Annotated in this window: 12 protein-coding genes; 10 read left to right on the top strand and 2 right to left on the bottom strand. The window is 46.3% G+C overall.

Features of this window, described 5'->3' with window-relative positions; genetic code table 11:
* On the top strand, window positions 1-181 hold a 181-nt coding region (locus DKW60_RS11585), incomplete at its 5' end, for a YaeQ family protein (RefSeq protein WP_146203474.1).
* A 170-nt stretch (window positions 182-351) separates the two neighbouring features.
* On the opposite strand, the gene DKW60_RS11580 is transcribed toward DKW60_RS11585, so the two are convergent.
* The gene (locus tag DKW60_RS11580; protein WP_109837820.1) at window positions 352-2,778 is read right to left on the bottom strand and encodes an acyl-CoA dehydrogenase; all 2,427 of its coding nucleotides are present in this window, start codon (window positions 2,776-2,778) and stop codon (window positions 352-354) included.
* A complete protein-coding gene (locus tag DKW60_RS11575; protein ID WP_245929692.1) occupies window positions 2,775-3,650 on the bottom strand; it encodes a YiiX/YebB-like N1pC/P60 family cysteine hydrolase in 876 nt (291 codons plus the stop codon). Before DKW60_RS11575 ends, DKW60_RS11580 begins: the two co-directional genes overlap by 4 nt.
* A gap of 254 nt (window positions 3,651-3,904) precedes the next feature.
* Here DKW60_RS11575 and rplM point away from each other — a divergent pair, with 254 nt between their 5' ends.
* From rplM to DKW60_RS11530, 9 genes are all read left to right on the top strand, one after another.
* A complete protein-coding gene (gene rplM / locus DKW60_RS11570) occupies window positions 3,905-4,333 on the top strand; it encodes a 50S ribosomal protein L13 (protein ID WP_109837818.1) in 429 nt (142 codons plus the stop codon).
* 28 nt (window positions 4,334-4,361) lie between these two features.
* A complete protein-coding gene (rpsI, locus tag DKW60_RS11565) occupies window positions 4,362-4,754 on the top strand; it encodes a 30S ribosomal protein S9 (RefSeq protein WP_109837817.1) in 393 nt (130 codons plus the stop codon).
* Between the two features lie 168 nt (window positions 4,755-4,922).
* Window positions 4,923-5,873 carry a porin gene (locus tag DKW60_RS11560; RefSeq protein WP_109837816.1) on the top strand — a complete coding sequence of 317 codons (951 nt, stop codon included), beginning with the start codon at window positions 4,923-4,925 and terminating at the stop codon, window positions 5,871-5,873.
* A gap of 81 nt (window positions 5,874-5,954) precedes the next feature.
* Complete coding sequence (locus DKW60_RS11555) at window positions 5,955-7,898, top strand: peptide-binding protein (protein ID WP_109837815.1); 1,944 nt, start codon at window positions 5,955-5,957, stop codon at window positions 7,896-7,898.
* A gap of 16 nt (window positions 7,899-7,914) precedes the next feature.
* Window positions 7,915-9,294 (top strand): ABC transporter permease, encoded by a 1,380-nt coding sequence (locus DKW60_RS11550; protein ID WP_109837814.1) that lies wholly within the window; start codon window positions 7,915-7,917, stop codon window positions 9,292-9,294.
* On the top strand, window positions 9,287-10,471 hold the full coding sequence (locus DKW60_RS11545; RefSeq protein WP_109837813.1) for an ABC transporter permease: 1,185 nt from the start codon (window positions 9,287-9,289) through the stop codon (window positions 10,469-10,471). Before DKW60_RS11550 ends, DKW60_RS11545 begins: the two co-directional genes overlap by 8 nt.
* Entirely contained in the window at window positions 10,468-12,207 is a 1,740-nt protein-coding gene (locus tag DKW60_RS11540; protein ID WP_109837812.1) for an ABC transporter ATP-binding protein, read from the top strand. Before DKW60_RS11545 ends, DKW60_RS11540 begins: the two co-directional genes overlap by 4 nt.
* Window positions 12,208-12,276: 69 nt before the next feature.
* A complete protein-coding gene (locus DKW60_RS11535; RefSeq protein WP_109837811.1) occupies window positions 12,277-12,753 on the top strand; it encodes an Rrf2 family transcriptional regulator in 477 nt (158 codons plus the stop codon).
* Between the two features lie 35 nt (window positions 12,754-12,788).
* Entirely contained in the window at window positions 12,789-14,012 is a 1,224-nt protein-coding gene (locus DKW60_RS11530; protein ID WP_109837810.1) for an IscS subfamily cysteine desulfurase, read from the top strand.
* Window positions 14,013-14,023 lie beyond the last annotated feature (11 nt).

Raw genomic sequence — 14,023 nt, 5'->3', positions numbered from 1 at the left:
AACTGAGGATTTTAGGTTGAATGCTTCATTCTACCGGTTCCCATGGGAAAGTGTGGAAGCCTTGGCGGGTTTAGTGAAACGCACCATGGACTTATCCGTCACCATTACCGGTGATTCGGCATACATTGCTGGTGATGCTGGTGAGGTAGAGGTTTCATGGGAAGTGCTGCAAGCGAAATAGTTTTAGTAGTCAGACAGTTGGCTGTTGTGTAGAGTCGCTTTCTGGATTACTCACTAACGTATTACAGATAGATCAGCTCATAGTGTCCTCACATCTGTTGTGAAGTAAACAAATGCTGCCAGCAATCTCTTTTAAAGACGAAAGAGATTGCATCAGCAGAGTGTAAAGCTTTAAAAGCCGCTTGATTTTAAAGTTTCAGGCTCAAACGAATTAACTTTGATTGCATTTAACATTGCCTCTCTGGCTTTAAGCAGCAGATCCGCATCATCTTGATTGATCAGTGATTTCTCTAAAGCTTCCTGAATGCGGGACTCCTCTGTCATTGAGGTCAGTCGACCGTCTTTTACTAGTCGTTTCAGACGAGTCTCAGCGGCTTTAGCTTGATGTGCCAGCTGGAATGCATATTCAATCCGTCCGGTTAGATCGTCAGGAGAGTCGCTGAGGTAAATCCCCGCGCAAAGACGTTTACGTGTAGCACTTGGTTTAATGGCTAGTTGGGCCGTGGCATGAATCAACTTGTCTGGTGGTGGTGAGTAAGGCTTTCCAAACGGAAACATAAAGAAGCGTAAGACTTTACCTGCCCATGGTAAGGGTAGATTATAAAATACTGCTAACATAGCCTGTTGAGCATCATGTATTAAGCTTTGGCAGCTGTAGTCCAGCAAAGGCTGGTCAGCATAAGGTTCACCCTGATCTTCAAAGTGTTTCAGAACAGCTGAGCATAAGTACAGGTTTGCCAGAATATCAGCAAAGCGACCTGACAAACGTTCACGCCGCTTTAAGGTGCCTCCCAGAGTGAGTAGGGCGTAATCAGTGAGTAGTGCAAACCCTGCGCTGAGGCGAATTAGCCTGCGGTAGTATTTGCGGGTCATTGGTGTGCCCGGCGATTCAAAAAAGGCATTGGTGAAGCCGAACCAGATACTACGACTTAAGTTGCTAAACACAAAGCCGAAATGCGCAAACAGCGTCTTATCTAATTGTGCAAGGTCGTCATCTTGAGCTGCCTTGATTTCGTCCAGCAGGTAAGGGTGACAGCGTATCGCGCCTTGTCCAAAAACGATTAAACTGCGTGTCAGAATATTGGCACCTTCCACGGTGATACCGATAGGCACGGCCTGATACAAGCGACCCAAATAATTATCTGGTCCGAGACAAACTCCTGATCCTCCTTGAATATCCATCGCATGATTGACGATGACACGCATACGCTCAGTTAACTGATATTTCAATAATGCCGTAATAACCGCTGGCTTTTGGTCCTGATCAATTGCGGTGGCAGTGAGGCGGCGTCCGGCATCCATGATATAGGTTGTCGCTAGGATTTCCGCGAGTGGTTCTTCTATACCTTCAAACTTGCCGATGGCCGTTCCAAATTGCTTTCTGACACCAGCGTAAGCACCGGTGGTGTGGCTTAGTAACTTTCCGGCTCCTGTAGCAAGTGCCGGTAGTGATATGCCCCGACCTTCACCAAGACACTCCACTAGCATCTGCCAGCCATTGCCAGCTTGGGCTACACCGCCGATTAACCAATCCATTGGGATGAACACATCATCGCCCCAGATCGGGCCATTTTGAAATGGAATATTTAAGGGGAAGTGACGTTTACCAATGCGCACACCCTGTGTGTCTGTTGGAATCAAGGCGAGTGTGATGCCGACATTCGTTTCATCACCCAGTAAGTGATCAGGGTCTTGCAACTGGAAAGCCAATCCTAGTAATGTAGCGACAGGCGCCAGTGTGATATAGCGTTTCTCCCAATTCAGCCGAATACCGAGTACGTCTTTCTTGCCATCAAAATCCTGTTTGCAAACTATGCCTGTGTCCGGAATCGCACTGGCATCACTACCAGCTTCCGGGCCGGTCAATGCGAAACAGGGTATCTCTTCACCTTTTGCCAAACGCGGCAGGAAGTGATTTTTCTGCTCATCCGTACCATATCGGTGGAGTAATTCACCAGGCCCTAATGAGTTAGGCACCATGACGGTGACCCCAGCGGTAATGCTGCGAGAGGCAATTTTCATCACGACTTCAGAGTGCGCAATCGCTGAAAAGCCAAGACCACCGTATTGTTTCGGGATAATCATGCCAAAGAAGCCTTGTTGTTTTAGCTGCTGCCAAATCGCAGAAGGTAAGTCCAAATCCTCATGGGTGATTTTCCAGTCATCAAGTTGTTGGCAGATATCTTCAACCGGACCATTGATAAACGCCTGTTCTTCGGTAGTGAGGCTGCTGCTGGATAGGTCACGGAGATGCTTCCAGTCAGGCTTGCCAGAGAATAGTTCCGCATCCCACCATGTGTTACCCGCTTCCAGTGCTTGCTGCTCAGTTTCTGATATTTGTGGTAGGTTCTTTTTCAGCAGCTTAAGTGATGGCTTGCTCACTAATGAATGCCTCAGAGCAGGGATATTAATGACTAATAGAATTACGGTCGCTAATGCTGCGAGTATCCAAATCCCATTTCCCCAGCTGCCGGTAATCAGGACTCCAACCAACCAGGTCAGAATAAGGCCAGAACCTTTGCGGGATGGCAGTCTTAAATAGCCAATCAATAATAAGAGGGCAATAAGGCTGAGTAGAGCTATAAGTGACGATGTCATGATGAGCCTCCTGTTAATGCACTACGCTTTGCTAGTTCTGGTTCGGTCTCTGGACGGGCAATAATCATCGGTAAATCATCACCAACCGGGTCTTCCCATGGTAAATAACTATGACTGTGTGTGTTGGTTAAATCCAGTTCGGGAAACTTAACAATTTCAAAATATGGCGAATAGTCAAAGTCTGCAGGTACAAAGAGTCTGAAATTGCGTTTGTAGATTTTCTTGTGTTCATTATCGCTGGTTACGACCACAGGGAGTATAGGGTAGTTAACACTTTGAAAACATCTGGCGATCATACCAGAGCAAACTACATGCGTCGGTTTGCCAGCGTTGTGTTGGAATATGCTGGAGCGCCAATGTTTGGGCATCAGTCCGTAAGGGAAGAAAAAGCGTGCGAGATCTAAAAGCTGCCGAACGTCGTAAGCTAGACCTAAGTGCTCAGCCGCAAAACATACAACGCGGCTTTGATCATTCCTCCTGAGGTGGCTGGGACGGCAAACTCGCAGGTTGTCATCCAGATACTTCTTCATAGGGTGGACGACGGTTCCGTAACCTAATAATGATTCAATCACTAATTGATCGTTCTCATCACCATCATAAAACTTGCGGATTCGGTCACGGGCGACTTTGTCCTGTATCTCGCTGAGGCGACCGATATAAAGTGCGGAGTGAATCCAGGGAGAAAGAGTGATTAGCTTTATAATGTCACCAACGCGTGACTTGCCTTCAAACAGAATAACGTCAGCAGGTTGTAGCTCAGATAGCAGCTTTTCCTGATTGTTGATTGCGTCCATGTTCTTATTGGCTTCAGGTATAGCGTTGAGCCAAGCGACGATTTTATCCCAGATCAGATTTTGTAAACGACTGAACATGAAGTAATCCTCCGACATTATGATTGTTATGCGATCATGATCTCTGACACTATAAACGGTAGCAATCAGAGTTTAGACTCATCCTTGGCTCTGCGGTTGCAAATTTCTGCTCAAGCAATTTAAAAAAAGCATAAAAAAGCGCTTGAGTCTAAGGGGTGATTCACCTAGAATGCTGCGTTCTTTGAATTTGATTAGATTTTCTGGTCAAGCATTCAATACCAAACAGAATTAGCTTCATTTCCTGGAGAATTGACATGGGAACATACAGTGCAAAGCCGGCAGAGGTTAAGCGCGACTGGTTTGTCGTAGATGCCGAGGGCAAAGCACTTGGTCGTTTGGCCAGCGAGATTGCATCACGTCTACGTGGTAAGCACAAGCCAATCTACACGCCACACATCGACACAGGTGATTACATCGTTGTGATCAACGCAGAAAAAGTGGCAGTAACTGGCAAAAAGTTTACTGACAAGATGTACTACAGACATACTGGCTACGTTGGTAATCTGAAGTCCATCAGTTTTGAGAAGCTTCAGGCTAAAGCACCTGAGCGCATTATCGAACTAGCGGTTAAAGGTATGTTACCTAAAGGTCCTCTAGGTCGTGATATGTATCGCAAACTTAAAGTGTACGCAGGTCCGGAGCATAATCATCATGCTCAACAGCCTCAACCTTTAGAAGTTTAAGATTAATAAGATTTAGAGAATCAGAGCAATGGCTGATACACAGTATTACGGAACAGGTCGTCGAAAGTCTTCTTCAGCACGCGTTTTCATGAAAAGCGGGTCTGGAAACATCACTATCAACAAGTTGGCGATTGAAGATTATTTCGGACGTGAGACTTCTCGCATGGTTGTTCGTCAGCCTTTAGATGCGACTGAGTCAGTAGAAACATTCGATATCAACGTGACTGTAAAAGGTGGCGGTGATAGCGGGCAGGCAGGCGCAATCCGTTTAGGTATTGCCAGAGCATTGCTTGAGTTCAACGAAGGTCATCGTGATGTTCTGAAGCGTAGTGGCTTCCTGACACGTGATGCACGTAAAGTTGAGCGTAAGAAAGTTGGTTTGCACAAAGCACGTAAGGCGACTCAGTTCTCTAAGCGTTAAGCAACAACTGCACGACACAACACAAAGAGGAGTTGCAATTTATTTTGCAGCTCCTTTTTTGTTTATGGCCGTTTGTATGAACGATGTTGCTTTTAAACAACACTAAATATAGTATGAATCCTACGTAACACTAATTACGTTTACTTGTCGGGCCAGCAAGGAATACAAATGACAAAAATAATAACACCAATTTTGTTCTTTATATCTTTCACATCAGCATCTGTGGTAACGGCTGACAACTCTGATTTGTCTGAAAACTCCCTGTATGATCTTGGAATATCTGGCTCGGGTGCTTCTTCGTCCGTAGGATTCATCGGTCGCTACGATGTGGGATTTAGCTTAAAAGACAGTAACCCTATAACCAGTTATGACCTGTTTGATCAAGATTCTGATGAGCAGCGCAATGCTTGGGTAGGTGTGACTTCCAGGCAAGGTCAGATACGAGTTGGTCGACATGATTCAATAGACCGTATGGCGACAGTTGATGCAGATCAACACAAGATTGACGGAGCGTACGATTTAATCATGCGTGGTGACGATGTGTTGCCGAACTCCATGACGTATCTGAAAAAATCTGGCGCTTTTGCCGTGGGTGCTCAGTTCGCCGAGGATGACTCCGGTGAGGGTGGTGATTCTATCGGGGTGGTTTTAAATACCAAAAAAGGCCCTTATGAAGCGGCTATCGCTTATCGTCGCACGCCGGAAAACAGTAGTGCCATCAAGGGGCGGGTTACCTACAAAAGCAGAAATAACAGCAGAATACGTGTTGATGTTGTTGCGGAGAAGTTTGCTGTTGGTGATGCTAAAGATGATGAAGCCAGTGCAAACTCAACATCATTTATGGTGGGTGCTAAATATAATATGACGCCCAGAGCTTATGTGGTCGGGCAATATGGATCAGTCGGCTTTGATCTGGATAGTATCTCTGGCGAAGGTGATGAGTTGAGTCGTGACTATAATGCCTTGTCATTTGAAGCGGGTTATAACATCACGAATTCAACATCTATCTACGTCAATCACACTCAAAAATCATTCGATACAGACTCGCTATTAGCGCCTTTCGAGAGTGACAGTGAAGGCTCGCAGACAAATTCAATCGGCGTGCGGTTAAACTGGTAGGCCCGTTTACCTGCCTTGCTGGAATAATTCACACAAGCTAGTTATAGTGTGATTACATCAACAGATATGTAATTGCTTACTATGCAGAAAAGACTCACCACTCGCGATATCATTCTCTACGTTTTACTCACCTTGGTTGTTGTGTTGTTAATTCTGGTTATGTACCAGGTAGATCGGCAATGGAATAAGCTCAATGAAATGCAAATTTCTGTGTCTGAGCAGGCTAAAGATGTACAGGATGTTCGTTCCTCGGTGGGTAAGCTACAACGTTCCTGGAGCGAAGGTTTAATCGTTCAACAAATCGCTGCAAAACCTGCGGGAACGCAAAATGTAGCGTCTGACTCAGAGACATCAGCTACTCAGGCTTCACAAGCTGCTTCATCTGTTGCCATTCAGCCCGCAGTTCCTGAAGCGTTTAATCGTGCATATGTCGCTAGCCAGAAACCCGACTATGCACAAGGCGACTGGAAGGTTCAGACGTTTAGTAGCACGGTCAAGACCATTACCCCGCTTGTGTCCAGTGACGCGTATGCCAGTGATATTCAGGAGAATGTGCTGGAGTCTCTGATCACCCGCAACCCGGATACATTAGATTGGTCGGGCGTAGTTGCGAAAAGTTGGAAGATCAGTGATGACGGACTGACGATCACTTTTAAGCTCAACGAAAACGTCATTTTCTCTGATGGTAAGCCACTGACTGCTGAAGATGTTGCGTTCACGTTTTCATTTATTATGAATGAGGCGATCAAGGCACCAGGTGAGCGTGCTTATTATGAAAAAATAAAAAGTGTGACTGCAAAAGCCCCTTATGAGGTCGTCTTTGTTTTCAAAGAGCCTTACTTTGAAGCATTGGGTGCAGCAGGCGGTATGCCGATTTTGGCAAAACATTTCTACGAAGAATATGCTGATAAAGCAGAAACATTCAATGAATCCAAAGGCTTGCTTATCGGGTCAGGTCCGTACCGTTTAGCTGATCCAAAGTCATGGACTTCAGATCAGGGAACAATTGAGTTGATTCGCAACCCGCGTTATTGGGGAGCAGTACAGCCGAGTTTCGATAAGCTAGTGTGGAAGATTATTCAGAACGATAGTGCGCGATTAACCACTTATCGTAATGGTGATATCGATGTTTATAGTGCGCGTCCCATTGAGTACCAAAAACTGCTGAAAGATGATGCTCTGACTGAAAAAAGCCAAAACTTCGAATATATGAGTCCGGTAGCAGGTTATAGCTATATTGGCTGGAATCAGCAGTCTGGTGAAGATAAAACACGTTTCGCAGATAAGCGTGTGCGTCAGGCGATGACGTATCTGACAGATCGCGACAAAATTATTAAAGATGTATATCTAGGTTATGCAGAGCCTGCAATCAGCCCATTTAGTCCGCGTAGTAAACAGCATGATCCCAATCTGAAACCTAGAGTTGCAGATGTCGGCAAGGCAAAATCCCTGTTAAAAGAAGCGGGTTACGAAGACCGCGATAACGACGGTGTTTTGGAAGACGCTGAAGGAAAGCCATTTAGCTTCAAGTTAATGTACGCACAAAGTAGTGAAGATACCAAGCGTCTGGTCTTAATGTTGAAAGACATGTATGCCCGTGCCGGTGTGCAGCTTGAACCGGAGCCTACTGAGTGGTCCGTTATGTTGGAGCGACTGGATCAAAAGAATTTTGATGCCACAATTTTGGGTTGGACGAGTGGATTGGAGACTGATGTCTATCAAATGTTCCACAGCTCGCAAACCAAGACCAATGGGAATAATTTCATTAATTATAAAAGTGAGAAGCTGGATAAGTTGATCGAGCAAGCGCGTGTGGTGGTGGATGAGTCAAAACGCATGCCAATCTGGCAGCAGGCGGAAGGCGTGTTTTATGATGAGCAGCCTTATACCTTCCTGAGTCGTCGCAAATCGTTAGTGTTTATTGATAAACGTATACAAAATCTGGAGCTGACTAATATTGGGTTGAATTTAAGCCTTCAGCCTACTGAGGTTTATGTGCCAAAAGCCTCGCAAAAATACCAGTGATTGAGGTGATCTCAATATGCTGACTTATTTACTGCGTCGTCTGCTGCTCATGATTCCAACGTTGTTTGGAATCACTATCGTAGTCTTCACTATTATGGCTATGTCACCGGGTGGTTTGACAGGCGCTATGCTAGTTGGTGGTGCTGACCTCAAACCCGAGCAAAAGCAGGCCAAAATTGATTACTACAACAAGCGTTATGGTCTGGATGATCCTGCTCCCTTGCAATATCTGAGGTGGCTTAACAACGTATCGCCGATCGGTTTTGTCTACGATGAGAATCGTGAGAATAAACAATTCTCATTTAGCAAAGGTTCTGACTTGGGTGAGAGTGTTTTCTTTGGTCAATCCGTGATTGCACTAATTAAGGAGCGTTTGCCAATTACGCTGCTATTAAATGTCATCACTGTACCACTGATTTATTTGGTTGCGATTGTCGTAGGGATGAATGCCGCCCGTGATCGGGGAGGGCGCTTCGATGTCAGTTCCAATGTCATTATGCTCGCGCTGTGGTCTTTGCCTTCAATGCTTGTGGGTGTTTTGTTGATTGGCTTTTTTGCCAGCATTCAACATTGGCAGTGGTTTCCCACGAGTGGACTGAGTTCAAGTGAAGCCTACCAAATGCCATTCCTTCCGCATTGGTCATCACTTATCGATATTATAAAGTTACTCGTCATTGGGTTGGTCACGGTGTTTTGTGCGGTCATGTTGGCTCGTCTGCCTTCTCGGAATCTTCGGGCAATGCTGGCGGCAGGACTAGGCTTGGCGGCAGGTGTCTGGATGGCAATCGCACATCCTGACTATATATTGGCTAATTGGGTTATTTGGCCAATTCTGCTTGCTGCATTTATGTATTTGATTGGCCGCAGTGAGTCAGCGATTCTCAGAGTCTGCGTATTCGCTTTTATCGGTTTTGGTTTGGCGTGGTTATTAGCGATGCAATGGTTAAGTGGTGATTTTGCACGCGGTTTCTTGCTGGATAGGTTGTGGCACTTGGTGCTACCGACGATTGTCCTATCCTATGCAGGGTTTGCTTCTCTGGCAAAAATCATGCGCACCTCAATTCTGGAAAATTTAAATGCAGACTATGCGCGCACGGCCAGAGCGAAAGGCGTCGCAGAAGAAGACGTGCTCTGGCAACATGTCTTCAGAAACAGCCTATTACCGCTAATTACAATATTGGCTGGGCTGTTGCCGGGTTTATTGGCTGGCTCCGTTATTGTTGAGCAGATCTTTTCTATCGATGGCATGGGTAAGTTAGTCATTGAAGCGGTTCAGGCGCGTGATCGCGAGTTGGTTTTGTCCATAACACTAATTTCTGGTTTGTTGACTCTGGTGGGATATTTGATCTCTGATCTCATGTACACACTAGCTGATCCGAGGGTGCAATATGATTGAGCAAACTCATATCGGTGAATCGTATACCAAGCAAATTACACGTACCGCTTTTTCTGGTTGGGGTGCCAGAATAGGGTTGTTTTGGGTGCTGGTGTTGGCGTTCTTTGCCTGTTTCGCCCCGTTATTAGCAAATAGTATGCCGCTATTAGTGAGTGAGAATGGCGTCGTTTCGGCACCGATCATTCGTTATCTGAGTACTGAAGATTTGGTGCTGATGGTAGTGTTTATTGTCGGCGTACTGTTGTGGAAGCTGCCGATTGCCTTTTCAACCAAACTATGGATTTTAGCCGCTGCGGTATTGATTAGTCTTGTGGTTGGGTTGACGTCATTGTCACCTCCCAAAACGATTGTCTACGAACAGTTCCGTGAGAATATCGCCAATGGCTTATACGACTGGCAAGTCATGCCGATGATTCCATTTTCACCAAGTGATTACCTGCGTGACTTTAGCAATACGATCTTACAGGCGCCTACTTTTACCGGTGTGGCCCCGCATTATATGGGAACAGACTCAACCGGCTCTGATGTAGCGAGTCGAATGATTCATGCATCGCGTGTTGCACTGAGTATTGGCTTTATTGCTACCGGTATCTCCATGGTGATTGGTGTGATTATTGGTGGACAGATGGGCTATTTCGCAGGCCGTTTTGACATGCTGGGGATGCGTCTGGTAGAGATTTTTGAAGCGATTCCGGTGCTATTTCTAATACTTGCCTTCGTCGCATTCTTCGGGCGTAGCATTTACATCATTATGATCATTATTGGTGTCACAGGGTGGTCGGGGTATGCCCGATACGTGCGTGCTGAGTTCCTTAAATTACGTAAGCAGGATTATGTGCAAGCTGCTATAGCCAGTGGTTTGCCACTGAGATCTATTCTGTTCAGACACATGTTGCCAAACGGCATTGCACCAGTGTTGGTAGTCGCAAGCTTTGGTGTGGCGGCAGCTATTCTGACTGAAGCGACCTTAAGTTTTCTGGGGTTAGGGCCAGTGGAAGCACCCTCTTGGGGTGGTATGTTGAATGAAGCCGTTAAGTCATCTGTATTTAATTGGTGGATGGCGGCATTTCCCGGTGGTGCAATCTTTTTGACCGTGTTTTCCTATAACCTGATGGGTGAGGCGCTGCGTGATGCGGTAGATCCTCAGTTGGCCCGCAAAGCCGGGGTGGTCTCATGAGTTTATTGGAAGTCAGCGATTTACATACTCACCTGAATAGCGGTGGTAAAACGGTAAAAGCCGTCGATGGCGTCAGTTTTAAAATAGCCAAAGGTGAAACATTCTGTCTGGTGGGTGAGTCAGGTAGTGGTAAGTCGATTTGTGCCTTATCTGTAATGCAGTTGTTGCCTGCGGGTATTGCATCACACCCATCCGGCTCTATTCAGTTTGACTGGCGAAATGATGCTGGTTCAGTAGAGCAAGTGGATTTATTGAGTCTGGCTGAGCCTTCAATGCGGAAGATTCGTGGTGCGCGTATCGCGATGATCTTTCAGGAGCCAATGACCTCGCTCAATCCGGTGTTTAGTATCGGCGAGCAGATTGTTGAAGCCTTGCAACTGCATAATACGGGGTTATCAGATACGGAGGCACGCCAGCAGGCAATAGAGGCGCTTGAACAGGTGCAAATTAAGTCGCCTGAGTCACGCATTGATGACTATCCACATATGTTGTCGGGTGGACAGCGTCAGCGAGTGATGATCGCGATGGCTTTGGCGTGTAAGCCAGACTTGTTGATTGCAGATGAGCCAACCACCGCGTTAGATGTCACCGTGCAGGCTGAAATTCTTGAGCTGATGAGAGAGTTGCAGCTCGATAAAGGTATGGCTCTTTTATTTATTACACATGATTTTGGTGTGGTTGCCCAGATGGCGCATCGCGTCGGTGTGATGCAATACGGTAAGTTGGTTGAAGAGGGTACGACCAAAGAGGTTTTGGCGAATCCGCAGCATCCTTACACTCAGCAGTTATTAGCTTCTGTGCCGGAAAACCTGAAGCGCCCGGATTCAGTTATCGCTGGTTCAGGCTCGATAAGCAATAAGCCGGCGTCTGAGCAATACAACTCGTCTGGACTTGATATAGATGCAGTTTCGCCTGTTTCCAGTGATGTGGCAGCCTCACTTGTGGAAGTAAGGGATTTGAATGTCTGGTTTCCGATTAAAAAAGGATTATTTCGTCGGGTTGTAGATCATGTTAAAGCGGTTGATGGTATTGATCTGGATATCAGGAAAGGTAGCATCATGGCATTGGTTGGCGAATCTGGCTGCGGTAAGACAACACTCGGTCGGGCAATCCTTCAGTTAGAGAAGCCAACATCCGGTAGTGTCAAGTTGACAGGGCAGGAGCTAACTGGTTTGAGTGCAGAGGCATTACGCCCGGTACGACCACGCATGCAGATTGCGTTTCAGGATCCGCACTCATCATTGAATCCTCGTTTGAAGGTTATGACGACCTTGACTGAGCCAATGGCCGCTCATGGTATTGGCGAGAGCCGTGAGGATCGGATTGAAAGAGCGGCTAAGGTGCTGGAGCAAGTCCAGTTAAGTGCCGATCACCTGTGGCGTTATCCTCATGAGTTTTCCGGAGGTCAACGCCAACGTATCGGTTTGGCGCGTGCATTGGTTTTAAATCCTGAGTTTATTGTGTGTGATGAAATTACCAGTGCGCTGGATGTATCCGTACAGGCAGAAGTGTTACAATTACTGCTGGAGATACGCCAACAGCGCGACCTGACTCTGTTGTTTATCACACATAATATCGCAGTGGTTGAATACCTCAGTGATGAAGTCGTGGTGATGAAAGCAGGTAAGATTGTGGAGCAGGGAAGTACTGCAGATGTGTGTCAAAACCCTCACCAAACTTACACCAAGCAGCTGCTCGATGCAGTGCCCCGATTAAATCTCTCAAAGATTCTGTGAATACTTGATTAAAACCGTCAAGTATTTTAGTATGCGCCAAAATGCAGGATTCAGAGTGGAGCACCAATCATGAAACTGACAACTAAAGGCCGATATGCTGTGACAGCAATGTTGGATTTGTCATTACATAGTCAAGATGGCCCTGTTTCGTTGGCAGATATTTCTGACCGGCAAGATATTTCATTGTCATACCTGGAGCAGCTGTTCTCAAAGTTACGCAAGCGCGGACTTGTCGTGAGCATGCGTGGCCCGGGTGGTGGTTATAGCTTGAGTCGTTCGCCTGCTGAGATTGCTATGTCGAGTATTATTCTGGCGGTTGATGAAAACGTCGATGTCACGAATTGTGGAAATAGCAGCGAAGGTTGTCAGCAGTCAAAGCGTTGTTTAACGCATGATTTGTGGGCTGACCTGAGTGGACGAATTCAAAGTTTTCTGGATGATATTACACTGGAAGACATGATGAAGCGCAAAGAAGTTATTGAAGTTGCAGAGCGTCAGAACAAAAAGGTTGTTGAAGAGGCAACCTTGCACAACCTTAACGGTTGATTTCGAATTTAAAGAATTGAAAGCAGGTAATACTGATGAGTGAAGGTAAAACCCCGGTTTATATGGATTACTCGGCAACAACGCCAGTCGATCCTCGCGTCGCAGAGAAAATGATGAACTGCCTGACATTAGATGGTGTGTTCGGTAACCCTGCATCGCGAAGTCACGCACATGGCTGGGCCGCTGAGGACTTAGTCAAAGAAGCACGCGAAGAAGTAGCCAAGCTAATCAATGCAGACTCTCGTGAGATTGTTTGGACGAGTGGCGCAACTGAATCTAACAACCTGGCGATCAAAGGTGCCGCACACTTCAACGAGCGACGTGGTAAGCACATTGTGACTATGAAGACTGAACACAAAGCTGTGTTGGATACGTGTCGTCAGCTAGAGCGTGAAGGTTATGAAGTCACTTATTTGGACCCAATGTCCAACGGCTTGTTGGATCTGAAAGTCTTTGAAGATGCACTTCGTGATGACACGACTGTCGTGTCAATCATGCATGTAAACAACGAAACAGGTGTGATTCAGGATATCGCTGCAATCGGTGAAATCTGTCGTGATCGCAAGATTGTATTCCACGTGGATGCAGCGCAGAGCGCGGGTAAAGTGCCCGTCGATGTCGAGGCGATGAAAGTTGATTTGATGAGTTTCTCTGCTCATAAGGCATACGGCCCTAAGGGTATCGGTGCGTTGTTTGTACGTCGTAAGCCTCGCGTCAGAATTGAGGCACAAATGCACGGTGGTGGTCATGAACGTGGTATGCGCTCCGGGACATTACCGACTCACCAGATTGTGGGTATGGGTGAAGCATTTAAGATTGCCAGAGAAGAAATGGCGACTGAAAACGAACGCATCCGCATGTTACGTGATCGTCTGTACGACGGCTTTAAAGATATGGAAGAAGTTTACGTAAATGGTGATTTTGATCATCGTATTGCAGGCAATCTGAATATCAGCTTCAACTTTGTCGAAGGCGAAAGCCTGATGATGTCACTTAGTGATGTGGCGGTATCTTCAGGTTCTGCTTGTACCAGTGCAAGTCTGGAGCCAAGTTATGTGTTACGTGCCTTGGGTCGCAGCGATGAGTTGGCACACAGCTCTTTACGTTTCACTATCGGTCGTTTCACAACGACTGAAGATGTTGACCTGGCAATTAGCCAAACGCGTGCGGCAGTTGAAAAGCTACGTGACCTGTCCCCATTATGGGATATGTATAAGGACGGTATAGATCTGGATAGTGTGGTCTGGGCTGAACACTAAGAATAGTCGAT

Source organism: Leucothrix pacifica (assembly GCF_003172875.1).
GTDB classification, from domain to species: Bacteria; Pseudomonadota; Gammaproteobacteria; order Thiotrichales; family Thiotrichaceae; genus Leucothrix; species Leucothrix pacifica.
The sequence above is the reverse complement of the archived record's forward strand: the minus strand, read 5'-3'. Positions and strand labels throughout refer to the sequence as shown.

What these genes read in the sequence shown, in the direction of transcription:
- DKW60_RS11580 (WP_109837820.1), bottom strand. Translation starts at nt 2,778, where the DNA reads ATGACATCGTCACTTATAGCTCTACTCAGCCTTATTGCCCTCTTATTA.
- DKW60_RS11575 (WP_245929692.1), bottom strand. Translation starts at nt 3,650, where the DNA reads ATGTTCAGTCGTTTACAAAATCTGATCTGGGATAAAATCGTCGCTTGG.
- rpsI (WP_109837817.1), top strand. Translation starts at nt 4,362, where the DNA reads ATGGCTGATACACAGTATTACGGAACAGGTCGTCGAAAGTCTTCTTCA.
- rplM (WP_109837818.1), top strand. Translation starts at nt 3,905, where the DNA reads ATGGGAACATACAGTGCAAAGCCGGCAGAGGTTAAGCGCGACTGGTTT.
- DKW60_RS11555 (WP_109837815.1), top strand. Translation starts at nt 5,955, where the DNA reads ATGCAGAAAAGACTCACCACTCGCGATATCATTCTCTACGTTTTACTC.
- DKW60_RS11530 (WP_109837810.1), top strand. Translation starts at nt 12,789, where the DNA reads ATGAGTGAAGGTAAAACCCCGGTTTATATGGATTACTCGGCAACAACG.
- DKW60_RS11540 (WP_109837812.1), top strand. Translation starts at nt 10,468, where the DNA reads ATGAGTTTATTGGAAGTCAGCGATTTACATACTCACCTGAATAGCGGT.
- DKW60_RS11550 (WP_109837814.1), top strand. Translation starts at nt 7,915, where the DNA reads ATGCTGACTTATTTACTGCGTCGTCTGCTGCTCATGATTCCAACGTTG.
- DKW60_RS11535 (WP_109837811.1), top strand. Translation starts at nt 12,277, where the DNA reads ATGAAACTGACAACTAAAGGCCGATATGCTGTGACAGCAATGTTGGAT.
- DKW60_RS11560 (WP_109837816.1), top strand. Translation starts at nt 4,923, where the DNA reads ATGACAAAAATAATAACACCAATTTTGTTCTTTATATCTTTCACATCA.
- DKW60_RS11545 (WP_109837813.1), top strand. Translation starts at nt 9,287, where the DNA reads ATGATTGAGCAAACTCATATCGGTGAATCGTATACCAAGCAAATTACA.